The organism is Legionella feeleii (genome assembly GCF_001467625.1).
In the GTDB taxonomy this organism is placed as follows: domain Bacteria; phylum Pseudomonadota; class Gammaproteobacteria; order Legionellales; family Legionellaceae; genus Tatlockia; species Tatlockia feeleii.
Genome location: NZ_LNYB01000081.1, coordinates 82,846 through 104,461, shown reverse-complemented (window position 1 = coordinate 104,461; position 21,616 = coordinate 82,846). Strand labels below are relative to the sequence as shown.

Below are 21,616 nucleotides of genomic sequence, written 5' to 3'. Positions count from 1 at the left end.
GAATACTCCTATAAATTATTCCTAAAGCGGCACAAACTTTGATAGTCGCAATTCTGGCAAACTGAAACGTTATTGGGCTTGGGAGGGCAATGGCCTTGACTGAATTCACCGGCTAAATCATTCAATTGACTTTGCCAATGTTGGCGATAATCAACCCAGTTTTCGTCTTTTTTTAAAGCTATGATGCCGGGAACAGGATAGGGTTCTGCACTTAATCCTTTACAGGTTAACTGACCAGCTTTTAACTGGGCAAACAACAGTGCATTAATTGTTTCATCTAATAAAGCATAGAGTAAGAGTTGAGGCTCCTGTGGGCGATCTTCTTTCCATGGCAGGCTTTGCGGCAAACTACTTTTATAATCGATCACCCATTTTTTATTCTCTGCAATGTTATCTAAACGGTCAACACGTACGTAAAAATCAATTCCAGCCAGATTAATGGTAAACGTTTGTTCCAGAGCATCCACGCTAAACGGTGGTCGTTGCCGTTCCCACGCCAGGCAGGCATGCACTAATCGTTTAAGCCTTAATAGTTCAACGTCCTGTATCAGAGTAGAAAAAGTGGAGGGTCTTTGTTTTACCAAGGGTTCTATAGCTGAGGTAATGGCGGTCTCGATATGTTCGTTTAACTGCCCTTCATCTAGAGATAAAAGATTTTCCTGATTTTGCAGCGTTTGCCATAATAGCTCCATGATCTTATGAATTAACTGGCCACGCTCCATAGCGTCTGGACCCGTTGACATTTCTGCGGCTGCTCTTACATGGAGACGATGCGCGGCAAAGGCTCGAAACGGGCATTTGGCCTGATTTGCCAAGATAGCAGTTCCGCCACTAATGTTTTCATTGTCGATCAGTGGAAGGTAGTAGGTTTCATTGAAACTGGTTAGATGCGATTGTTGAGCTACTGTTTCAATAAGTGGCGCATCGTAGGTTTCTAAATCGGCGAGCAAGGGACTTGGCATATTTGGCTGATCCTTGCTTAAGCGAGAATAGCTAAATACGGTATGTGCGCTACTGTTTTTTAATCTTGCTAAGGTTTTTTGTGCTAATTGTAGTTCACGTTGCGGGTCTGCGTGTGGCATGGAATAAGCACGCTGCAAGGAAATAGGTATAAAGGCTGATAATTTCGCTTTTTGTGGTAAACACTGATCAGTAAGGCCAGTGACCCAAAGGCTTTCAAACAGACAACCTGACGCCTCTAATAAACCAAGAACCTGGATAACCGCTTTTGCTTTTTTGGGTTGAAAGATGGTTGATTTGAATAGTTCGTTTAAAGTCAGGAGAGCCTGCTCTTTGTTCATACCTGGTGTGATTAGTGCCAATTGTTTAAATTCGTCAAATACGATTAAAAAGCGCTGATAACATTGGTACGTTGCTGAGTCGAGAGGATATTGACCAGGAAATCCCATCGCTGCAAGCCGTGTCTTAAATGCGCTTGCCCAAGTTTGTGGAGAGGCTTGTTCAGGATAGGCCGTGATATTTTCCAAGACTTTAGCAAGTTTAGGCGTGGCATAATGCAAGTCTTTAATCAATGTGCCATAGGAAATAGTGTGTTCTCGTAATGTAGAACTGTCTTCCATAAATTGTGCCCTTGCTAACATTTCTGTTTGTGAGTAGGCAAGGTAAGGCGAATGTAAGAGCAAGCGCGCTTGCTGGGCTGTTATTGTTTTGCTATCGAGATGCAGCCAGCATAAAGCGTGTGCGACTAGAGGGTAATCAGCCAAGGCTTGACCTAAAGACAGGTTGAATTGTTCTACAGGAAACTGCTGTTGTAGAAGACGTTGTAAGCCTTGGGATTGAATTTGTAAATCAGGGACAACGACTGCAATATGCGTTTCTCCTTGGGCTAAGCGTCCTTTTATCCAATGTATAAGTTGTTGCTGTTCATCGTCGTCATTTTGTGCAGTATATTGATAACCGATAGCTGACTGTGGGGCCAAATCGTAATGGTAGATTTGACAACCTTGAGCATTAAATAGTTTTTGCAATGCTTTTTGCTGGGGGGTGTAATCATCAAAACAAGCCCAGATTAAGGGTTGGGCATCTAATATGTTCTGTTGCCTACTTAGATAAGTCGCTAATTCGTCTTCTGTTATTGCATCCAGTTTGTCCAGTTCTTGTTGAAGTTGCAGCACCCACTGCTGAAATTGGCGGGTTTGGGCTGTGTAAGAAAAGGCTGGGTGATGAAAATCAAGCTGCCATAAATGACAACGTTTCCACGCTTCTTCAACGGCGTTTAACAATCCTTCGTTAACAGGAAGTGATGCGTGATTGCTAAGTATTTGGCGCCATAAATGACGAAGTTGTTGTGTGGTTAATACGATAGGGTAATTAACGTGCGGGTTTTTGTGCCTTATTTTTTTGAAAGTATCTAATAAAAATGCCCGGTATGGAAAACATCGGGGTTTATCTTGAATGGAAAGAGGTATGGCAGCAAAAAAATCATTTAACAGTTCTGTGCTTAAGCGATTATTAGGGGTAATCACAATAGCCCCTTCTCGCATAAGGGTTAATAACTGTGTTTTATTATTCATCAGATTTAGTGGAATCAGTTTTACTTTGTTTATTTTCTAGTTGCCGCTTTTCATCCACAGCGAGGAGGCCTGGAAAAAAGTGCTTATTAAAATAAATGGCTACCAAACCAGTAAGAGGGATCAGCCATAGACCAATCGTTAATGTTAAGGATAATAACACTACACCATACACAACAAAATAGTCTTGCCAGTGGTGGAAACGAGCAAAAAAACTGGGGTTACTTAAGTAAGAATGGGTCAATATGCCTAAACTACCTAAAATAAGTGACAGGCAGGCTAATAAAATACCAATGAAAAAAGGACGTACCCAATGGCCTTTTTTTGCTAAAACTCCCCCCAATATACCTCCAGCAAAAGCACCGGTAATTGCGGCGATCAATAGCGAAGGTAAAAGAGGCAGTAACAAACTGTCTTTTAGCGATAATAAAGTGTATTTAGTAAACAGCATGAATAGCACAGCAAAAATAGCAAAGAAAATAGCCCCAGCAAATCCGGGGCTTAATGGAGTTTGTTCGTCAGCATTCAATGTCATAGCACCTGCCATTTAGTGAGTTATTATTTTATCATTCTTAGACTGCTTCAATGCTTCTGCTTTTTGTTGTAAAGAAACAGGCGTTGTTTTTCTCTGATTTTTTGAATGTAGTATGTCGTAAACTAAATGTCCACGTAAATACATCGCTGCAAATCCCGCTGCAATAGCAAGCCACAATCCTGCCAGTATAAAGCTGTATAGTAAGACAAATAAATACATAACAGCTAAATTACTGAAGGTTGAACCCTCAAAAGAATGGCTATAGGAGCCCCTGAGAAGATAAAGGAAACCCAAATCATAAAAAGGCAGGGCCACAATAACCATTAAAAATCCCCATAAAAACGTTTTACGGCGATAAGGTTGAGGGCAATGAACAATAAGTTCTCCAAAAAGGGCTCCGAAACAGGCTGCTACAATAACTGCTAGAAGAATCGCCTGAAAAGTTGGTAGCAGTCGTTCTAATCCTATCGAATAAAAAAGCAAGTCAATGATTACAGTCGCGATAACTGCTAACAAAGCGAAATAAACAGCAGAGAGTAACCGCGGGTTTGAAATTGTAAGTGCTTCATCTTCATGACTCATGATTGTACTCCTGAATAAAGCGGTTGCTATTACAACCATGCTATTAAAAGCATATTTAATATTCTTTTAAGTTAATTTTAGACCATAATTGCGTCATTTTGATCCCGCGTCAGCCCCTAATTTATGACAGTTGATATTTATTGACTGTGCAGAGATACTTAGGAAACACTAGGGATGATTTCACGTCTGAGTTCAACAATGAGACGCCTATTTCATTTAACCAAACTCATTAAACGCCTACGGTTTTTATTTCTTTTTTTTGTCTTGTTGCTTTTTTGTTTTTCTAAAGCATTGGAATCCCAGTTTGAGCTATCAAGAGTGACTGATTTATTTTTTCTGATTCTGATTATCTGTAGTTTGGTATTAATCGGAGAACGGGGAAATAAGCTATTGTTATTGATTCTTGGTATCGCTTTTATTGAGCTATTGCTTATTGTTATCAGTCTATGGTTGGCTCAATCTTGGGTAGGAGCAATCAAGGCATTTTTTGCTACTTGCTATTTCTCTTTGATGACTGCTGGTTGTTTACATTATACCTTGGCGGATAAAACAATTAGTGTAACCACTTTATTTGGCTCCCTATCCGCTTATCTTTTTATTGGACTGGCCTATGCCTATCTTGATCTGTTTCTTTATATGTTGGATCCTGGCGCGTTTTTGGGTTTAGTTGATATGACTGAGAATACGATGATTTATTATTCTTTTGTAACCCTCACTACGCTGGGATTTGGCGATATCGTTCCTAAAAGTCCAATTGCCCAAACCTTATCCTGGTTTGAGTCATTTACAGGTCAAGCCTATCTTGCTGTCCTTATGGGACAGTTGGTTGGCCGTTACGTGGCAGACAGGTTATTGCATAAACAAAATTTCAAAACTAAAACCCAGAATTAAACGAGTGCATCTGAATTGAGTTGTAACAAAATCCCCAGGTATTAATGCACTCTCTGGTTTGATGATTTTGATACGTCAGCTGCCTTATCATTTTCGTGTAATTCAAGCCACATTGCGTTTAATACAGCGAAGGTACAAGCCAAGCCTGTACCTAAAATCCAAGAGAAATACCACATGATTAATAACTCCTAATAAGCTGTTTCGTGATTGGCCTTAAGCGTTTCAACGGTTACTTTACCGCGCAACACGCGGTAAACCCAGGCGGTGTAGATTAAGATAATAGGCAAGAAAATTGCTGTTGCTATCAACATAATAAAAAGCGTTAACTGGCTAGAGGAGCTGTCCCATACAATTAAACTTTGTTCCGGATTAGAGGAAGAGGGCAGAATGAACGGGAACATACTAACCCCGACTGTTGCAATTATGCCTATAATAGAAACAGCACTGGAAATAAAGGCCAGGCGGGCTTTTGCTGCAACGAGTATGGCTAAAAGAGCACCGGCAATACCGAGTATCGGTACAAGAAAAGTAATAGGCATGTCCTGAAAATTAGAGAACCAGGCTCCTGCATGGCGTGCAGCGGTTTTATAGAGCGGGTTGGAAGGCCCATCATGCAAGGGTAGATTAGTTAAAATATAACCATCAATGCCATAGTAAACCCACAATCCCCCGCAGATAAATAGAACGATTGTTAATGCAGCACAACTCTTTCCTGCAGTTATTGCGCGTTGCTGGATATTCCCTTCTGTTTTGACATTAATGAAAAAAGCGCCATGCATTGCAAGCATGCATACAGAAAGTAAACCGCACAATAAAGCAAAAGGATTGAGTAAAGCAAGGAATGTTCCTGTATAGAAAGGACGTAAACTGTCATCAAAATGAAAAGGTACGCCTTGTAAGACATTACCAACAGCGACCCCGAAGATTAATGAAGGAACAAATCCACCTGTAAACAAAGCCCAATCCCAACAAGCACGCCATCCAGGATTTGACATTTTGGAGCGATACTTAAAGCCTACTGGGCGCAAAATCAGGGCAAGCAAGATAAGTAACATTGCTAGATAAAAGCCTGAAAAAGAAATGGCGTAGAGCATGGGCCATGCTGCGAAGATTGCACCACCACCCAAGATAAACCAAACCTGGTTACCTTCCCAGGTTGGCGCAATGCTATTAATAAGAATGCGTCTTTCCGAATCGTTTCTGGAAAGCCAGGGTAACCACATGGCAACACCGAGGTCAAAGCCATCCATGATAGCGAAACCAATCAGCAGAACACCTAACAGAACCCACCATATAACACGTAATGTTTCATAATCTAAAGGCATTATGCTTCTCCGGTTTGATGTTGCATGCCATCGGGGCCAAGACGGATGTATTTCACCATTAAATAGACTTCAACTATGGCGAGGGCAGTGTAGAACAGGATAAAACCAGCGAGTGAAGTTAACACCTGCGAAGAATGAAGAGAAGAAGTACCCATAAATGTTGGTAAAATACCTTGCACCACCCAAGGTTGGCGTCCGTATTCTGCTACTACCCAACCAAGTTCCGCAGCAATCCATGGTAAAGGCAATGACCAGAACGCGATGTGCAAATACCAGCGTGTTGTGTGAAGTCTTCGTCTAACAATGAGGTAGAAACCAACAGCAAATAAGAGAATAAAGAAAATTCCGCAAGCAACCATGATGCGGAAAGAGAAAAATAGAGGGATAACGTGTGGTTTCAAATCCTGAGCTGCCTGTGCAATTTGTTCTTCACTGGCGTCAGTTACGGTTTCCGTATATTTCTTAAGTAACAAGCCGTAACCCAAATAGTTACCATGTTGCTCAAACGCAAGTTTTGCTGCTTCATCATTGCGGTTTTTCTGCAAACGGGTTAAGGCGTCATAGGCCAGGATCCCTTCACGAATTTGTTGTTTTCCTTGTTCAATGAGATCGTAAATGCCTTCCATTGGCTCATTAAATGAGCGGGTGGCAATTATTCCTAATACATAGGGAATCTCAATGGCGTAATCGGTTTTCATCTCTTTTTCGTTTGGAATACCAATGAAAGTCAAACCGGCAGGGGCTTTTTCAGTGTGCCACATTGCTTCTATGGCGGCTAATTTCATTTTTTGGTTAGAGTTTGAGAGATAACCACTCTCATCACCTAACACGACTACTGATAAAGCGGAGGCCAAGCCAAAAGAAACAGCAACCGTCATCGAACGTTTGGCTAATTCTTTGTTGCGGCCGCGCAAGAGAAAATAGGCGCTAACTGCCAGGACAAAAATAGCCCCAGTCACATAACCAGCACTGATGGTATGAACAAATTTTGCTTGCGCAACGGGATTGAACATGACTTCAGCAAAGTCAGTGACTTCCATACGCATCGTTTGATAATCAAATTTTGCACCAACAGGATTTTGCATCCAGCCGTTGGCAATCAAGATCCATAATGCGGATAAATTGGTACCCAGCGCAAGTAACCAAGTACAACACATATGTTGGAATTTGCTTAATCTATCCCAACCAAAGAAGAATAGACCAACAAAGGTCGCTTCCAAAAAGAAAGCCATCAGTCCTTCAATCGCTAATGGCGCACCAAAGATATCACCCACATAATGTGAGTAATAAGCCCAATTTGTTCCAAATTGGAATTCCATGGTTAAACCGGTTGCTACTCCCAAGACGAAATTAATGCCAAATAGGATACCCCAATAACGTACCATTTGACGCCAAATTTCTCGGCCAGTCATGACATAAACTGTTTCCATAATTGCTAATAATAAAGACAGGCCTAAAGTTAGCGGAACAAAGAGAAAATGATAGAGCGCAGTAAGGGCGAATTGTAGACGAGAGAGATCAACTATTTCACTACCAGGAATCATCAGCATCACCTCAGAAGTTGGAGGTTTATAAGGCTAAAAGGAAATGATGCGTTAATTCACGACTTCTTTTTAGCGATAAGTGCCGTATCGGATGGCAAACTAGTGCCCAACAGCCATTGCTGTGTATTTTTTGAAGACTTTTCTACATCTTTGAAACAAACCCACCATAGCGCAATGAGTAACAAAAGCTTGACTAAGAGGGTTAGTAAAATGTCACGAGTCAAGGGCTTCATAGCTTGCTGTCCAGTAAAACACGCGCTTATACTTTAACTTAATCTGCATAATAAATAAACTGGAAATACGATTATTTATATGGAAACAACCACTTCTATTTAAACGTTGCTTCTTTGACTGAATTGCATAGGCCGTATTGGCGGCCTTGCCTTTGATTGGTTAGTGACGAGTAGGAAATAAACGCTGATTCACCAGTCAAGCAGGCTTGCGATACTCTTTATTACACAGCCTCCATAAGCGCGGCTACTCCCATGCCACCCGCTGTACAGATAGAGATCAATCCTCGACCGCTGCCTCGTTGATACAGTAATTTGGCAAGATTAGCGACAATACGTGCTCCTGTAGCCGCAAAAGGGTGCCCTAAGGCAACACTCCCTCCTTTAATATTCATCTTTGTTTTATCAATGGACCCCAGTGCCTGGTTACGATTGAGCACTTTCTTGCAATATTCATCCGATTCCCAGGCTTTGAGAGTGCAGAGAACCTGGCCGGCAAACGCTTCATGAATTTCATAAAAATCGAAGTCCTGTAAGGTCAATTTATTACGTTTTAATAATTCACTGACAGCCTTGGTTGGGGCCATAAGTAACCCTTCTCCACCAACAAAATCAACCGCAGCAACCTGAGCATCAACAAAACGGGCAAGCATTGGATGATTAAATTTTTTGGCAATATCCTCGCATAATAAATACACGGCAGCTGAACCATCGGTGAGAGGGGTACTGTTGCCTGCTGTTAAAGTACCTGCATCGCTTTTATCAAAAGCCGGTTTTAATTTAGCCAGTTTTTCCATGCTTGTATCAGCACGCAAAAAAGTATCCCGCTTTAAGCCCATAAAAGGAAAAACGAGATCATCGTAGAAACCTTCTTCATAGGCTTTGACCGCATTTTGATGGCTAGTTAGGGTTAACTCATCTTGGGCCTGGCGGGTAATTCCCCATTCTTTAACCATTTTCTCGGTATGCTGGCCCATTGATAGACCAGTGCGTGGTTCAACAACGGCCGGAAATTGAGGTTTAAAATCAGCAGGACGAAATGAAGCGATGATTTTTAATTTGGCAGTGAAATCCCTGGCATTATGCAAGGCAAGTAATTTTTGGGCAAAAGAGGGTTTAAACATAATAGGCAAATCACTGTTTGAATCGATCCCCGCTGCAATCCCATCATCGATTTGAAAGTTAGCAATTTTAAGTGCAACTTGTAAGGTTGTTTCAAGACTGGTACCGCAGGCACGTTGTAAAGTATAAGCGGGAGTATGTGGATCAAGTGAAGTGCCCAGAACACATTCTCGTGCCAGGTTCCAATTGAAGGAACTGTTCATTATAGCGCCTAGCCCAACATCGCCAAGAATTCTATTCTCTAAATGCATCTTCTTGACTAATTCTTGCAACGAAGCAGTCATTAAGTCTTGAGTTGAAACATTGCTATAGTGGGTCATCGATTTTACAAAAGGGGTTCGCATTCCTCCTGCGATATAGACTGGCCTTGTTTTCATAGTGAGTTCCTTGCTTCGCTATTAAAGTTAACCCTTAATAAGCATAGCATGGTCGGCCAGGTTACTTTGATTCCCCACAGGCAGTTAAGCCACAAAATAAAGGATAACTCAATGTAATGAACAACAACGCGCCAGCAATCAAGATTATTTTTCTATTAAGATAATCAGAACTCCAACCCCAAAAAGCGGTCATAAGACCAAAGCTTAAAAAATCATTAAATTGACTGGAATCCTGGTAATTTGGCTGGAATTAGAGGTAAGAACTTGGTTGAGTCCTTGATATCAATCGTTTTTAATAACCTTGGCCTCAGCTTCTTTTTTCATCACAATGATCGTAATGCGGCGGTTATTGGGGTTTAAAGGGTTTTTCTTGTCTAGTAAAACAGTGGAGGCATAACCTGTTACCCGCATGACTTTCTCTTCTTGCATACCTGATTTGACCAAGGCGCGGCGTGCCGTATTGGCTCGTTGTGTTGATAATTCCCAATTACTTTGTTCCAAATCCTCGGGGTTGTGGTAAGGATGGGCGTCTGTATGGCCTTGAATCGTTATTTTATTAGGCATGTGTTGCAAGAGTTTTGCTATTTTATCAAGTACGACCAGCATTTCAGGATCGATCTCATCACTACCCATTCCAAACATCGGCTTATTTTGATTATCAATGAGTTGAATGCGTAATCCTTCAGAAACAACATCCATTAGAAGGCGTTTTTTCAATTCAGATAGGGACGGGTCGTTATCCATGCTCAACATGATGTCTGTTTTCAATTGCTCAAGCTGTTTCATCTCAGCGCTTTCTTGATTGCTTCCTGCTACTTGGCCATCCTTTTTCTTGAAATTGTCACCTCCACCGTTGATGGTTTCTTTTCTGGCCCCCATACTATCTCCACCAATGGAAGCTATTCTAAGGGGTTGTTTGAAATACTCTGATAAGCCATCTTTTTGTGCTTTATTTAAGGAAGCCAGCAACCACATCAATAAGAAAAATGCCATCATGGCAGTTACAAAATCAGCATAGGCAATTTTCCAGGAACCGCCATGATGGCCGGAATCGCGCTTTTTTATTTTTTTTATAACGATAAGGTTTTTTTCATTATTATTACCAGCCATAGACTCCTACCTAACTACTAGTTTTGACTGCTTTAATTTCTTCATTGAGTTCATTAAAGGAAGGTCTTGCATTAGAAAAAAGAACCTTGCGGCCAAATTCTGTCGCTATAATGGGTGGATTATTATGTACACTGGCCATTAGCGTTACTTTAATGCAATTGAGCATCAATTGGGTTTCGTTAGCTCGTTGCTCGATTGCGGTTGCTAAGGGACCTATAAAACCGTAACCTAATAAAATACCGAGAAAGGTTCCAACCAAAGCCTGTGCTACCAGCACCCCAAGTTGGGCTGGTGGCAGATTGATTGACTCCATGGTATGCACGACACCTAATACCGCAGCTACGATACCAAAAGCGGGCATGCCGTCTCCCAGCTTGGTAATGGCATGTACTGGAATCAATTCTTCTTCATGATTGGTTTCAATTTCACTTTCCATCAGCGATTCCAGTTGAAAAGGCTGCATATTGGCAGTGATAATCAGGCGAAAATAATCGCACATGAATTCAATCAAATGGGGTTTGGCCATTAGACGCGGGAAATTGGTAAAAATTGGGCTGTTTGCAGGTTCGTCAACGTCGGATTCCAATGACATAAGGCCTTCTTGTCGAGCCTTATTAAGAAGGGCATAAAGCAGGCCCAAGATATCTCTATACATAATCTTGGCCGATTTTTCGCTACGAAAGGCATTGGGTAATGCTTTGGCGATTGATTTTAAAACACTGGCTTTATTACCAACGATTAGAGAACCAATGGCAGCTCCGGCAATAATTAATAATTCAACAGGTTGTATGATTGCTGCTAAATGCCCGCCAGCCAATGCAAAGCCGCCAAAAACAGACAGTAGTATTACCAGATACCCCAGCAAAATTAGCATTTATTTTCCCTAAAAAGCTATCTAATTGATTTTGAAGTATTAATTTCAAGAATTCAACACGTTTTATCTGAAAGTTGATGAATTCTTTTTTTGTGCGTTCATTTCAGATAATCATGTACTACCCGGCCATAGGGTAGAGTCAGATCAGAGAGAATATGAACGGCATTCACAACTTTTTTCACAGGCAGTTTAGCAATCGGTGCCATAGCATGATGGAACAATTCTAACTGGGCAGGCCCGGTCCATGCTCCTTTAATAATGACATCAGTTAATTCATATTCAACTAATTCGCAAATGCGTATGGTGCCATCAACATGTGGAATTATTTTTAATAAATAACAGGGGGCTGTCAGGGATTCAGCAACTTTTTTGCAATCCAGTGTTTGATATTTATAACCCATAGTGGCTGTAGCAATTCGATTGCAACCATAATCCAGCGAGCCAAGCAGGGTTTCTTTTTCAACAGTGAGTTTAGGTTGGGCAAGTTTTTTAGGAAAGCCCCAGATTTCACGCCCGCCAACGATAGGTGGAAGATCATCCAAATACATGGCGTGGGTATAACTGCCAGCTTTACCCTTGTAACGTACGGGAATAACCTGACCTGATTCGGTGTAATCACCGAAACCAGTTGAATCAGGCATGCGGATAACTTCAAATTTGACCAGTGGCTCGACCACTTCTAAGGGCGCGGGTACAATTTCACGAAGCAAATCAATATCAGTTTCATAGGTGACAATTAAAAATTCACGGTTAATAAAGCGATATGGACCTGGTGGATAAGAGGGGCTACTAAAGGGCATGGCAAACGCATTTTTTTTAACTTCTGACTCATTCATTCTTAAGCTCCTGTCTTTATTAGTGGCCCGCCGTACATTCCCACCTGCTTTGAAAAAGCAGGTGGGAATCTTTTATTGTGCGGTTATTCCATATACCAACCATGACTGACTACTAACGATTGTCCAGTCAATGCATTGGTACTGAAAGAGGCAAAAAATAAAGCAGTTTGTGCGACGTCATCAATGGTAGTAAATTCACCATCAACCGTATCTTTCAGCATAACTTTTTTGATAACGTCGTCTTCACTAATCTTTAATTCTTTAGCCTGCTCTGGAATTTGCTTATCGACTAAAGGGGTACGTACGAAGCCCGGACAGATTACGTTAGCTCGCACACCATAAGCCGCCCCTTCTTTGGCGACAACCTTACATAAGCCGAGTAAGCCATGTTTTGCTGTCACATAAGGTGCTTTTAATTTGGATGCTTCCTTGGAATGGACTGAGCCCATGTAGATAATACTCCCACCATTGCCAGAAGCGTACATATGTTTCAAACAGGCTCGGGTAGTAAGAAAGGCACCATCCAGATGAATAGCAAGCATTTTTTTCCAATTGGCGAAAGAAAGTTTATCGACTGGATCAATAATCTGAATGCCTGCATTACTTACCAAAACATCCACACCACCAAAATGCTTGGCAACAGCATCAACACCTTTTGTTACTTGGTCTTCATCCGTAACATTCATTTCTACTGCCATGGCTTGGTGTTTCATGGATTGAATTTCTTCAGCAACTTGTTGTGCCTGACTGAGGTTCAGATCAGCAATGGCTACTTTTGCTCCTTCACGCGCATAGACAAGTGCAATTTCTTTACCAATTCCACTGGCAGCACCGGTTACAATAGCTACTTTATTTTTTAATCGCATGCTTACATTCCCTGTTTTTTATTATTCTTTACCAGTATAGCAACGGGTTTTCCATTTTGCCTTAACACAACGCATAGATTGCACAAGCCTATGAATCAAGACAAAATGGAAGCCGATTAGTAGTAATAGTAATGACCGTGTCGATAGTAGTATCTTCGGTCTTGCTCCTGGCCGATTTGATTACCAATTAAGGCGCCTGCACCTGCACCGATCGCAGATCCCCAACCACCACCGACAGCGTAACCGATACCAGCGCCTGCTGCGGCTCCTGTGGCAGTTCCTACTTGCGTGCTTGTACAAGAAACGAGTCCTGCTGTTGATAAGCTCAAGAAAAACAGCGTACCTATGATATTTCTCATGATGACTATCCTCTTCCAAGTTGATCCCTTCATAGTCATATTAGTACAAAAAGAAGTCATTTGCGTAAATGTTGTTCATGTTGGGTGATTGCTAATGTGATCTGGATTTTACTTCTGCTTAGAAAACCAGCTACAAATCAGGAATGCTGAATGGAGTCGTTTATTAGCTCAAGAATAGCCAACTTTTCTGGTAAAAACTTTTTGGCTTGAGAAATTATCTATCCCCCAGTAGTATTGGCAAATCGTTTTCAGGAAAAGAGGGCATCATGTTTCGAGGCAGCATAGTTGCATTAGTTACTCCAATGTCAGAAGACAAAGTGGATGTCGAGCGTTTACGTGAACTGGTTGAATTTCATATTTCAGCTGGTACACATGCAATTGTTGCGGCGGGGACCACGGGTGAATCGGGTACTCTGTCTCATCAGGAAAAATTGTTAGTGATAAAGACCGTTGTTGACCAGGTTAGAGAGCGCATTCCAGTCATTGCGGGTACAGCAATGAATGCTACTCGGGATTGCATAGAGTTGACTGAGATGGCTATGGAGTACGGTGCTCATGCGGCACTTATTATGACACCAGCTTATATCAAACCGACCCAGGAAGGGCTGTATCAGCATTACAGCCATATTGCCAATTCTGTAGCGATACCTATTATATTATATAATGTGCCCAGTCGGACTGCGTGTGATCTGCTACCTGAAACGGTGGCGCGACTCGCCAAAATATCAAATATTGTAGGGATAAAAGAGGCAACAGGGCAGATGACACGATTACAACAGATACTGCGTAGTTGTGAAGCGAGTATTGATGTTTATAGTGGCGATGATTTGACTGCTGCCCAATGGCTGTTAGCGGGTGCAAAAGGTGTTATTTCAGTGACAGCAAATGTGGCTGCCAGACAGATGGCCAAATTATGTGATGCTGGCTTAGACAATGAGCATGCTACTTGTTTACGTATCAATGAGCAACTGACGCCGTTACACCAGTTGTTATTTGTGGAGTCAAATCCTATTCCTGTGAAGTGGGCTTTAGGTAGAATGGGATTAGTGAATGATGAATTACGGTTACCTCTGACGTCCTTGTCAGAAGAGCATCATCAAGCTTTAGAGCAAGTACTTCGTACTTTGCAACTTGTTTAAACTGAGGGTGGTTGTTGTGAAAAAAATTGGATTCTTTGTTTTATCAATAATGCTGTTAACCGCTTGTTCGCAATATGCAAGTAATGGTGAGCAATTGTATTTACGCAGTAAAAATGGTACTACAGTAGTAGTGCCGCCCCCTTTAACGGATAGTAATATAAGCCATTTCTATGATTTACCTCCGCAAAACCAAAATGCGCAGGTAAGTATTGCTCCTCCGACGGATCCGGCACTTAGCTCGTAAATTACCTAATTTAAGGTTGGCACTTATGTCAGAATCAGACGAATTAGTTATTATCCAGGAATTGTCAAAGCGATTAGTAGAAGCACAGCGTAACATACGTATTTTGGATAGTATTAAATGGGATGATTCAATCAAGCAGGATTTTTTTCGTAATAAAGCAGAGAAGTTGCCTGCAATTGATAAAGCTTACTACGATAATAAACCGATACCCTTTGATGCCTCAGAGAAGCAGGAAGAATTTCGTTGTATTTTGCGTGATGCACAAAATCAGTTAGGCCAATATTCACCGGTTGTCCGTTTAATTAAACGGCAATGTGAAGAATATTCCAGAGCCGCTCAAATGCTAGCCATGCGTGGTACCCCTGCCTTTTGCGAGTTAGCCATGGAATTGTATGGTAGTCCTAACGATGCTTTTTATTCAGGCGGACCACGTCTTTCCGAATTGGGTACTCTGCTTTTTGATGTATTAACGGCGTTGGATGTGCAATTACAGTCAGAGGCGGATGTTAAACAATACACGCCTAAACAGGCACAGGATTTATTGCAAAAGCGCTTAAGCTGCTTTTTTGATCAGCATCCCGGCAAAGTGACTGTCATGGTCAGTGATGATATGGTTGCTGATGCCTCTGCGGGAGCTGATAGTATCAAATTAAGTCAACATGCCAAATTCAGTGATCGTGATTTGAAATACCTTGAAGTGCATGAGGGTTGGGTACATGTTGGCACGACTTTAAATGGTGCCATGCAGCCTTATTGTTTTTTCCTCTCCAAAGGCTCACCTTCAAGTAGTGTGATTCAGGAAGGTTTAGCGGTTATTACTGAGGTCGTTACTTTTTCCTCATATCCTGGTCGGGTACGCAAAATAACAAACCGTGTTATTGCTCTTGATAAAGTAAGGCAAGGGGCTAATTTTATTGACATCTATCGTTATTTTATTGAATGTGGGTTAACAGCAGACGATAGCTATAATCATGCTGTACGCGTATTCAGGGGCAGTACCCCTGATGGAGGGCCATTTACCAAAGACTTGTCTTATGCAAAAGGGTTTTTATTAATTTATAATTACATGCGTTTTGCTATCAGTCAGCGTCGAATTGATTCTATACCGCTTTTATTTACTGGTAAGCTGGTATTGGATGATCTGCCTCTTTTAGGTGAATTAAAAGAACGCGGACTTTTAATTCCGCCGGTATACCTACCACCACCGTTTCGTGATCTTGCTGCACTGAGTGCATGGATGAGTTTTTCTTTATTCCTAAATAAATTTAGTTTGACTGAAATTCAGAAAAATTTTCGTTTTCTTCTTGTTTAAAATGTGAATAAAAATAGCCTGGGTTATTTTACATTTCGCCAGTTTGAGTGATGGTGTAAATACCCCAGGCTCTAATTCAGCAGGAGGATAAGATGGGTTTGTTAATCAACGGTCAGTGGCAAGATAAGTGGTACGATACTGCTAAAACAGAGGGTGCCTTCAAAAGAGAGTCAGCACAATTCAGAAATACAATTAGTCTGGAGTCCGGTGCCCGTTTTCCGGCAGAAAAAGGACGCTATCATCTTTATGTATCGCTTGCCTGTCCTTGGGCTCATCGTACTCTTCTATTTAGACAATTTAAAAAATTGGAAAATTATATTGGTCTGTCTATTGTTCATCCTCACATGCTTGAACAGGGTTGGGAATTTAAAGCAGAAATGGGGGCTACAGGAGACCACTTATATGGCTTGCGCTATTTATACGAGCTGTATTGCAAAGCAGATCCCCATTATAGCGGTCGTGTGACTGTACCTGTCTTATGGGACAAAAAAGAAGAGACTATCGTTAGTAATGAATCGGCAGAGATTATTCGTCAATTTAACCAGGTTTTTAATCATTTAACGGGTGATAAACAAGATTTTTATCCCACTGCCTTACGAGCGGAGATTGATGCTATCAATGACAAGATATACAACGCTGTCAATAATGGTGTCTATAAATGCGGTTTTGCAACTCGCCAAGAAGCCTATGAGTTAGCTTTTTACGAGTTATTCAAGGTGTTGGATGAATTGGATATTCATTTGAGCCGTCATGATTATTTAGTAGGTGGGCAATTAACTGAAGCAGATTGGCGTTTCTTTACTACGTTGATTCGTTTTGATGCAGTTTATTATAGTCATTTCAAAACCAATCAACGGCGAATCAGTGATTACCCAGCTATCCAACCCTATTTACACAAGCTGTATCATTACCCTGGTGTACGAGAAACAGTCAATTTTTTGCATATTAAACAACACTATTATTTTAGTCATAAAACAATTAACCCTTCCCAGATTGTTCCGGTTGGGCCAAAACTTGATTTTGAATAGAATTTTACGTTGCTCATCCCGGATTCACTAGATCTCTTTTGAACTTGCTGTAGTGAGAATAGTTCGAGGAGACACGGCGCACAAAGCCGCAGTCTATGAGGATTCGGGCACTGTATCGACGAAGTAATGTGCCAATGTAGTAGCGTTTTGAGAGAAGTCTACCGAGTGAGCTAGCGGGACTAAGGCAATTTATGCTTTAATAAGCCTTATTGTTAATGAAGTTTAAGGGTTCTGCCATGACCTTTGTGGTTACAGAAAGTTGTATTAAGTGTAAATACACTGATTGTGTTGAAGTATGTCCAGTGGATTGTTTTTATGAAGGTCCCAATTTTTTAGTCATTCACCCTGAAGAGTGTATTGATTGTGCTTTGTGTGAGCCTGAATGCCCAGTTGATGCTATTGTTTCTGAGGATGATTTAACGGACGAGCAAAAACAATTTTTACAACTCAATGCGGAACTTGCTAAAACCTGGCCGAATATCACTTCCAAAAAGGATGCACCAGATGACGCTAAATCTTGGGAAGGTGTGGAAGGCAAGCTGCAATATTTAGAAAAAGAGTGGACGAAGTAATAAACTCGGCTGACGATGTCAGTAAGCATTGTCAGCGTGTATTAAGCAATAACGGCCGGCTTGCTACAGCGATTCCCGGCTTTGTAGCCCGTGCTCCCCAAGTGATTTTATCTACTGCGATAGCCAAGGCTATTATGGAGAAATCAACCTTGATTGCTGAGGCAGGCACAGGGACTGGAAAAACCTTTGCTTATTTAATTCCTTGTTTACTAAGTGGTAAAAAAGCACTCATTTCTACTGCTACTAAAACGCTGCAAGATCAACTTTTTCATAAAGATCTACCCATGTTGGTACGTGCATTGGGTGTGGCAGTACGAGTACAAAATCTTAAGGGTAGGGCCAATTATCTTTGTCGTTATCGTGTCAATTTACATGCCGAAGAGGGGCGATTTATCAATCCACAATGTGCCCATGAGATTTTACATGTACGTGAAAAACTGCCTCAGTTGACTGCCGGAGAACGTTCCGAATTACCCGAGATTAGTGAGGATTCACCAGTTTGGCCCTATGTTACTTCAACAACGGAAAATTGCCTTGGTAGTGAATGCGAGCATCACGCAACCTGTTTTTTGGTAAAGGCACGTAAGCGAGCACTTGAATCGGATGTTGTTGTCATTAATCACCATTTGTTTTTTGCTGATTCTCGTTTAAAAGAAGAGGGGTTTGGTGAACTTTTACCTGGTGTTGATGTGGTTGTATTTGATGAGGCCCACCAGTTAGCAGAAATTGCCATGAATTTTAATGGCGAGCGCTTAGGTACGCGTCAGCTTCGTGATTTGGTAGACGATTTCTTACGCGAATGGCCGGTGCTTGATTTGGCGAATCAACCATTGAAAAAATTGAGCTTCCAAATAGAGCAGGCTATTGAACAATTGCTGTGCGCTTTGACAGTACGTGAGGAACGTATAGCTTGGGAAGAATTGGAGCGCAATAAAGCATTTAGAGAAGGTTGGGAGGCTCTGCTTGCTTTGGTTGATGAGTTATTAGATTGTGTATATAAGGCAACGATTGAAGAGACTCCTGGTCTGGCACGATGTTTAAAACGATTGGAAGATTTCAAGGTAATACTGGGGCGTTTTAGCCAGACTGACAAAGCACAAATCCGTTGGCTGGAACGTTTTAAGCACACCCTGGTTTTTCATGCCACGCCCTTTGATGTCGCCGAAGCGTTCCATAATCTGTTAACCCGGCAACATTGCGCTTATGTGTTTACCTCTGCAACCTTAACGATGGCCTCTTCTTTTGATTGTTTTACCAAACCTTTAGGTTTAACCCAGGCTCAAACATTGTTACTGCCAAGTCCTTTCGATTATCAACAACAAGCCTTGCTATATTTACCTCGTGAATTGCCTGATCCTAAAGACAATCGTTATTACGATATTCTGTTAGAGAAGGCTTTACCAGTTATTGATGCTTGTGGTGGGCGGTGTTTTTTCCTGTTTACCAGTCATAGGGCATTAAAATTAGTTGCTCAACGACTGGCCAATACTTTAAAATATCCCCTTTTGGTACAAGGGGAAGAAGCCAAGCCAATCTTGTTGGCACGGTTTCGCCAGCTCGGTAATGCAGTACTTTTGGGTACAGCGACCTTTTGGGAAGGTGTAGACGTCAAAGGGGAGGCTCTCTCTTGTGTTATCATTGACAAACTGCCTTTTGCCAGCCCAGTTGATCCGGTGGTACGTGGTAAAATGGCCTACCTAAAGTCACGCGGTTTATCTGGTTTCGATGAATTATCCTTACCCAATGCTGTCTTAGCCTTGAAACAAGGGATAGGGCGTCTGATTCGAGATAGCAGTGATCGAGGCGTATTAATGATTGCTGATCCACGTTTAACGGGTAGAGACTATGGTCGTTACGTTTTTGCAAGTTTACCTTCACTGCGTAAAACACGCGATGAGCAAACAGTATTAACTTTTATTCATGAATTGGCCTTACAAAATGAATCTATTGTCAATTGACACTTCAACAGAAAAAGCGTCTGTGGCTTTGGCACTAAATGGTGAGATTCGTTGGGAAGAACAGGACGTACAGCGTCAGCACGCGCGGATGCTCTTACCCATGATTGACCGGTTACTGGCTGACAGTGAACTCTGTTTAAGTCAACTCGATGCAATTGTATATGGACGTGGCCCTGGGAGTTTTACTGGGTTGCGTATTGCCTGCAGTGTGGCCAAGGGATTGGCTTATTCCCACGATTTGCCTTTATTGCCGGTCAGTAGCCTGGCGGCTATAGCCAATGAAGTACGAGTGCAGAATCAGTTAGCAAAGGATGCTGCTATACTGGCAGTACTTGATGCTCGGATGAATCAGCTTTACTGGGCCTGTTTTTCTGGTGATGCGAAAGAGAGCGAAGAACAGGTTTGTGATGCTGCTGATATTCATGTACCTGGTGAAAAAAAATTCGTTTTAGCTGGTGTTGGTTTTGATGCTTACTTGCGGCAATTACCGGTGTCTTTACATACACGGCTTGTGAATCATTTTACAATTTACCCCCATGCACAAGCAATGATTCGCCTTGCCTTAAGTGGTGAGGTAAAAGCGATTAGTGCAGCAGAGGCATTGCCTGTTTATGTGCGCAATCAAATAACGCAAGGAGAAACACGTGGATAAACGTTTGTTAGAAATCTTGGTTTGCCCGCTATGTAAAGGAAAATTGCTGTTAAAAGAAAATGAGGTGATCTGCCGTTTTGATCGTTTAGCGTATCCTATTCGTGATGGGATCCCAGTGATGTTGGAACAAGAAGCACGTTTGATTCCTTTAGAGGAAAAGGAACGTTTATGAGTATTGATTTTCATGTGATTATTCCTGCACGATACCAATCTACGCGGTTGCCTGGCAAGTTATTGATGGAATTGGCGGGTTATACAGTAATAGAGCGGGTCTATAGACAAGCTCTGAAAGCAAAGCCTAAATCAGTCATCATAGCGACTGATAATGAGTTGATTGCGGAGCATGCCAGTCATTTTGGGGCGCAAGTATGTATGACTGATCCTGCTCATGAGACTGGTACTGATAGAATTGCTGAGGTAGTGGCACAGGGTCAATTCCGGCCCGAGGACATTATTGTTAATGTTCAGGGAGATGAACCTTTAATAGCGCCAGAGCTTATTTCGCAGGTTGCACATAATTTACATCATTCACAATGCCCTGTGGCAACATTATGTTGGCCAATTGACCATTATGAACAATTAGCGAATTCTAATGTGGTGAAAGTAGTGCGTGATTGCCACAATAACGCACTTTATTTCTCTCGAAGTGCGATTCCAGCCCACCGTGATGAACCAGGCAGTATTAAACACGTTTTTCGCCATATTGGTTTGTATGCTTATCGGGCGGCTTTTTTACTCGATTTTGTTACTTGGCCTGTATGCGAGCTTGAAAGCCATGAAGCGTTAGAGCAACTCCGTGTTCTATGGTCTGGGTATCAAATTAGAGTCGATGACGCTTGTTTGCAACCTTTACAAGATATAAATACCCAAGAAGATCTGGTGATGGCTCACAAGTTGGTTAAAGAACTAAGTTAGGCTTATACCACAGTCTAATATTATTAGATTTCTTCGGAACACACTACAGGAAGAAAATGCAAGAACGGTCAGATTTGAGCACAGGTTGCGAGAAAATTTTTTTAAAAATGCGCAGCATAATAACCATGTCAGTAGTTTTAGAAAAATTTTCTCGCAAGATGTGCGAAATATGACCGTTTATATTTATCCCATGGTTTGTGGATAAGATCCCAGTAAAGTCATCATGACCGACATACTACCAAGATCATCCAGGGCTGCCTTGATATGGGGTTCTGTCTGGTGTCCTTCAAAATCAATAAAAAATAGATAGCTCCAATTACGATGGCGGTAAGGACGTGATTCAATCAAGGTCATATTAATATTATATTTGGCGAAAGGAGCAAGCAGATGAAGAAGACTTCCTGGTTCATGCGGTGTGGAAATAATGAGTGAAGTCTTATCATGACCACTGGGAGTAGGTAATTGTTTACCGAGTATAATAAAGCGAGTAGTGTTGTTTGCGTAGTCTTCAATATGTTGATGTAATTTTTGCAATTGATAGATTTCTGCGGCTTTATCGCTACAAATAGCTGCTGATTCAGGTTCCTGGGCCGCAAGTTGAGCGGCAAGACCAT

At 41.6% G+C, this 21,616-nt stretch carries 24 protein-coding genes; 10 read left to right on the top strand and 14 right to left on the bottom strand.

All coding sequences use genetic code 11. The annotated features are described in order from the left end of the window. Positions 1 to 8: 8 nt before the first annotated feature. Genes Lfee_RS10345 through Lfee_RS10335 form a run of 3 tightly spaced genes read right to left on the bottom strand, consistent with a single transcriptional unit; the run spans position 9 to position 3,648 of the window. Positions 9 to 2,534, bottom strand: a complete 2,526-nt coding sequence (locus tag Lfee_RS10345) for a PD-(D/E)XK nuclease family protein (protein ID WP_058446519.1) — start codon at positions 2,532 to 2,534, stop codon at positions 9 to 11. Further along, complete coding sequence (locus Lfee_RS10340; RefSeq protein ID WP_131753128.1) at positions 2,527 to 3,066, bottom strand: hypothetical protein; 540 nt, start codon at positions 3,064 to 3,066, stop codon at positions 2,527 to 2,529. Before Lfee_RS10340 ends, Lfee_RS10345 begins: the two co-directional genes overlap by 8 nt. Positions 3,067 to 3,078: 12 nt before the next feature. Continuing rightward, positions 3,079 to 3,648, bottom strand: a complete 570-nt coding sequence (locus Lfee_RS10335) for a hypothetical protein (RefSeq protein ID WP_058446515.1) — start codon at positions 3,646 to 3,648, stop codon at positions 3,079 to 3,081. Positions 3,649 to 3,846: 198 nt separating this feature from the next. Between Lfee_RS10335 and Lfee_RS10330 the strand changes: the two genes are divergently transcribed. Further along, positions 3,847 to 4,539, top strand: coding sequence for a potassium channel family protein (locus Lfee_RS10330; protein ID WP_238584916.1), 693 nt, complete (start codon positions 3,847 to 3,849; stop codon positions 4,537 to 4,539). 41 nt (positions 4,540 to 4,580) lie between these two features. Here Lfee_RS10330 and cydX read toward each other — a convergent pair whose 3' ends face one another. From cydX to Lfee_RS10290, 10 genes are all read right to left on the bottom strand, one after another. Beyond that, positions 4,581 to 4,718 (bottom strand): cytochrome bd-I oxidase subunit CydX, encoded by a 138-nt coding sequence (cydX, locus tag Lfee_RS16735; protein ID WP_202972495.1) that lies wholly within the window; start codon positions 4,716 to 4,718, stop codon positions 4,581 to 4,583. A gap of 9 nt (positions 4,719 to 4,727) precedes the next feature. Next, positions 4,728 to 5,864 (bottom strand): cytochrome d ubiquinol oxidase subunit II, encoded by a 1,137-nt coding sequence (cydB, locus tag Lfee_RS10325; RefSeq protein ID WP_058446511.1) that lies wholly within the window; start codon positions 5,862 to 5,864, stop codon positions 4,728 to 4,730. Next, entirely contained in the window at positions 5,864 to 7,408 is a 1,545-nt protein-coding gene (locus Lfee_RS10320; protein ID WP_058446508.1) for a cytochrome ubiquinol oxidase subunit I, read from the bottom strand. Before Lfee_RS10320 ends, cydB begins: the two co-directional genes overlap by 1 nt. 56 nt (positions 7,409 to 7,464) lie before the next feature. After that, the gene (gene cydP / locus Lfee_RS17350) at positions 7,465 to 7,641 is read right to left on the bottom strand and encodes a cytochrome oxidase putative small subunit CydP (protein ID WP_165482121.1); all 177 of its coding nucleotides are present in this window, start codon (positions 7,639 to 7,641) and stop codon (positions 7,465 to 7,467) included. A gap of 221 nt (positions 7,642 to 7,862) precedes the next feature. Continuing rightward, positions 7,863 to 9,137: an acetyl-CoA C-acetyltransferase gene (locus Lfee_RS10315; protein WP_058446506.1), complete on the bottom strand. Its 1,275-nt coding sequence runs from the start codon at positions 9,135 to 9,137 to the stop codon at positions 7,863 to 7,865. Between the two features lie 282 nt (positions 9,138 to 9,419). Further along, positions 9,420 to 10,247 (bottom strand): flagellar motor protein MotB, encoded by an 828-nt coding sequence (gene motB, locus Lfee_RS10310; RefSeq protein ID WP_058446504.1) that lies wholly within the window; start codon positions 10,245 to 10,247, stop codon positions 9,420 to 9,422. A gap of 10 nt (positions 10,248 to 10,257) precedes the next feature. Next, entirely contained in the window at positions 10,258 to 11,121 is an 864-nt protein-coding gene (gene motA / locus Lfee_RS10305; RefSeq protein ID WP_058446502.1) for a flagellar motor stator protein MotA, read from the bottom strand. A 98-nt stretch (positions 11,122 to 11,219) separates the two neighbouring features. Further along, positions 11,220 to 11,957 (bottom strand): acetoacetate decarboxylase, encoded by a 738-nt coding sequence (locus Lfee_RS10300; protein WP_058446500.1) that lies wholly within the window; start codon positions 11,955 to 11,957, stop codon positions 11,220 to 11,222. A gap of 83 nt (positions 11,958 to 12,040) precedes the next feature. Then, entirely contained in the window at positions 12,041 to 12,823 is a 783-nt protein-coding gene (locus Lfee_RS10295; RefSeq protein WP_058446498.1) for a 3-hydroxybutyrate dehydrogenase, read from the bottom strand. Between the two features lie 116 nt (positions 12,824 to 12,939). After that, the gene (locus Lfee_RS10290; protein WP_058446496.1) at positions 12,940 to 13,182 is read right to left on the bottom strand and encodes a glycine zipper domain-containing protein; all 243 of its coding nucleotides are present in this window, start codon (positions 13,180 to 13,182) and stop codon (positions 12,940 to 12,942) included. Between the two features lie 266 nt (positions 13,183 to 13,448). Here Lfee_RS10290 and dapA point away from each other — a divergent pair, with 266 nt between their 5' ends. The 9 genes from dapA to kdsB all read left to right on the top strand — a co-directional run bounded on the left by dapA (position 13,449) and on the right by kdsB (position 21,002). Continuing rightward, entirely contained in the window at positions 13,449 to 14,321 is an 873-nt protein-coding gene (dapA, locus tag Lfee_RS10285; protein ID WP_058446494.1) for a 4-hydroxy-tetrahydrodipicolinate synthase, read from the top strand. Between the two features lie 16 nt (positions 14,322 to 14,337). Beyond that, positions 14,338 to 14,565, top strand: a complete 228-nt coding sequence (locus tag Lfee_RS10280; protein ID WP_058446492.1) for a hypothetical protein — start codon at positions 14,338 to 14,340, stop codon at positions 14,563 to 14,565. Positions 14,566 to 14,590: 25 nt separating this feature from the next. After that, positions 14,591 to 15,877 (top strand): flavohemoglobin expression-modulating QEGLA motif protein, encoded by a 1,287-nt coding sequence (locus Lfee_RS10275; RefSeq protein WP_058446490.1) that lies wholly within the window; start codon positions 14,591 to 14,593, stop codon positions 15,875 to 15,877. A gap of 92 nt (positions 15,878 to 15,969) precedes the next feature. Beyond that, complete coding sequence (locus Lfee_RS10270) at positions 15,970 to 16,905, top strand: glutathione S-transferase family protein (protein WP_058446488.1); 936 nt, start codon at positions 15,970 to 15,972, stop codon at positions 16,903 to 16,905. Positions 16,906 to 17,141: 236 nt separating this feature from the next. After that, positions 17,142 to 17,477, top strand: coding sequence for a ferredoxin FdxA (gene fdxA, locus Lfee_RS10265; RefSeq protein WP_026069609.1), 336 nt, complete (start codon positions 17,142 to 17,144; stop codon positions 17,475 to 17,477). Then, a complete protein-coding gene (locus Lfee_RS10260; protein ID WP_058446486.1) occupies positions 17,465 to 19,435 on the top strand; it encodes an ATP-dependent DNA helicase in 1,971 nt (656 codons plus the stop codon). Before fdxA ends, Lfee_RS10260 begins: the two co-directional genes overlap by 13 nt. Further along, positions 19,416 to 20,087, top strand: a complete 672-nt coding sequence (gene tsaB, locus Lfee_RS10255; RefSeq protein ID WP_058446828.1) for a tRNA (adenosine(37)-N6)-threonylcarbamoyltransferase complex dimerization subunit type 1 TsaB — start codon at positions 19,416 to 19,418, stop codon at positions 20,085 to 20,087. Before Lfee_RS10260 ends, tsaB begins: the two co-directional genes overlap by 20 nt. Then, positions 20,080 to 20,259, top strand: coding sequence for a Trm112 family protein (locus Lfee_RS10250; RefSeq protein WP_058446484.1), 180 nt, complete (start codon positions 20,080 to 20,082; stop codon positions 20,257 to 20,259). The genes tsaB and Lfee_RS10250 overlap by 8 nt, the downstream gene beginning before the upstream one ends. Continuing rightward, positions 20,256 to 21,002: a 3-deoxy-manno-octulosonate cytidylyltransferase gene (gene kdsB, locus Lfee_RS10245; protein WP_058446482.1), complete on the top strand. Its 747-nt coding sequence runs from the start codon at positions 20,256 to 20,258 to the stop codon at positions 21,000 to 21,002. Before Lfee_RS10250 ends, kdsB begins: the two co-directional genes overlap by 4 nt. 183 nt (positions 21,003 to 21,185) lie before the next feature. Here the strand turns inward: kdsB and Lfee_RS10240 are convergent. Then, positions 21,186 to 21,616, bottom strand: a 431-nt coding sequence (locus Lfee_RS10240; protein ID WP_193786949.1) for a prephenate dehydratase, incomplete at its 5' end; no start/stop codon positions are given.

What these genes read in the sequence shown, in the direction of transcription:
- dapA (WP_058446494.1), top strand. Translation starts at nt 13,449, where the DNA reads ATGTTTCGAGGCAGCATAGTTGCATTAGTTACTCCAATGTCAGAAGAC.
- cydP (WP_165482121.1), bottom strand. Translation starts at nt 7,641, where the DNA reads ATGAAGCCCTTGACTCGTGACATTTTACTAACCCTCTTAGTCAAGCTT.
- Lfee_RS10335 (WP_058446515.1), bottom strand. Translation starts at nt 3,648, where the DNA reads ATGAGTCATGAAGATGAAGCACTTACAATTTCAAACCCGCGGTTACTC.
- Lfee_RS10290 (WP_058446496.1), bottom strand. Translation starts at nt 13,182, where the DNA reads ATGAGAAATATCATAGGTACGCTGTTTTTCTTGAGCTTATCAACAGCA.
- motB (WP_058446504.1), bottom strand. Translation starts at nt 10,247, where the DNA reads ATGGCTGGTAATAATAATGAAAAAAACCTTATCGTTATAAAAAAAATA.
- cydB (WP_058446511.1), bottom strand. Translation starts at nt 5,864, where the DNA reads ATGCCTTTAGATTATGAAACATTACGTGTTATATGGTGGGTTCTGTTA.
- Lfee_RS10330 (WP_238584916.1), top strand. Translation starts at nt 3,847, where the DNA reads ATGAGACGCCTATTTCATTTAACCAAACTCATTAAACGCCTACGGTTT.
- Lfee_RS10275 (WP_058446490.1), top strand. Translation starts at nt 14,591, where the DNA reads ATGTCAGAATCAGACGAATTAGTTATTATCCAGGAATTGTCAAAGCGA.
- Lfee_RS10270 (WP_058446488.1), top strand. Translation starts at nt 15,970, where the DNA reads ATGGGTTTGTTAATCAACGGTCAGTGGCAAGATAAGTGGTACGATACT.
- Lfee_RS10345 (WP_058446519.1), bottom strand. Translation starts at nt 2,534, where the DNA reads ATGAATAATAAAACACAGTTATTAACCCTTATGCGAGAAGGGGCTATT.
- Lfee_RS10315 (WP_058446506.1), bottom strand. Translation starts at nt 9,137, where the DNA reads ATGAAAACAAGGCCAGTCTATATCGCAGGAGGAATGCGAACCCCTTTT.
- Lfee_RS10320 (WP_058446508.1), bottom strand. Translation starts at nt 7,408, where the DNA reads ATGATTCCTGGTAGTGAAATAGTTGATCTCTCTCGTCTACAATTCGCC.
- fdxA (WP_026069609.1), top strand. Translation starts at nt 17,142, where the DNA reads ATGACCTTTGTGGTTACAGAAAGTTGTATTAAGTGTAAATACACTGAT.
- motA (WP_058446502.1), bottom strand. Translation starts at nt 11,121, where the DNA reads ATGCTAATTTTGCTGGGGTATCTGGTAATACTACTGTCTGTTTTTGGC.
- Lfee_RS10300 (WP_058446500.1), bottom strand. Translation starts at nt 11,957, where the DNA reads ATGAATGAGTCAGAAGTTAAAAAAAATGCGTTTGCCATGCCCTTTAGT.
- tsaB (WP_058446828.1), top strand. Translation starts at nt 19,416, where the DNA reads ATGAATCTATTGTCAATTGACACTTCAACAGAAAAAGCGTCTGTGGCT.
- kdsB (WP_058446482.1), top strand. Translation starts at nt 20,256, where the DNA reads ATGAGTATTGATTTTCATGTGATTATTCCTGCACGATACCAATCTACG.
- Lfee_RS10340 (WP_131753128.1), bottom strand. Translation starts at nt 3,066, where the DNA reads ATGACATTGAATGCTGACGAACAAACTCCATTAAGCCCCGGATTTGCT.
- Lfee_RS10295 (WP_058446498.1), bottom strand. Translation starts at nt 12,823, where the DNA reads ATGCGATTAAAAAATAAAGTAGCTATTGTAACCGGTGCTGCCAGTGGA.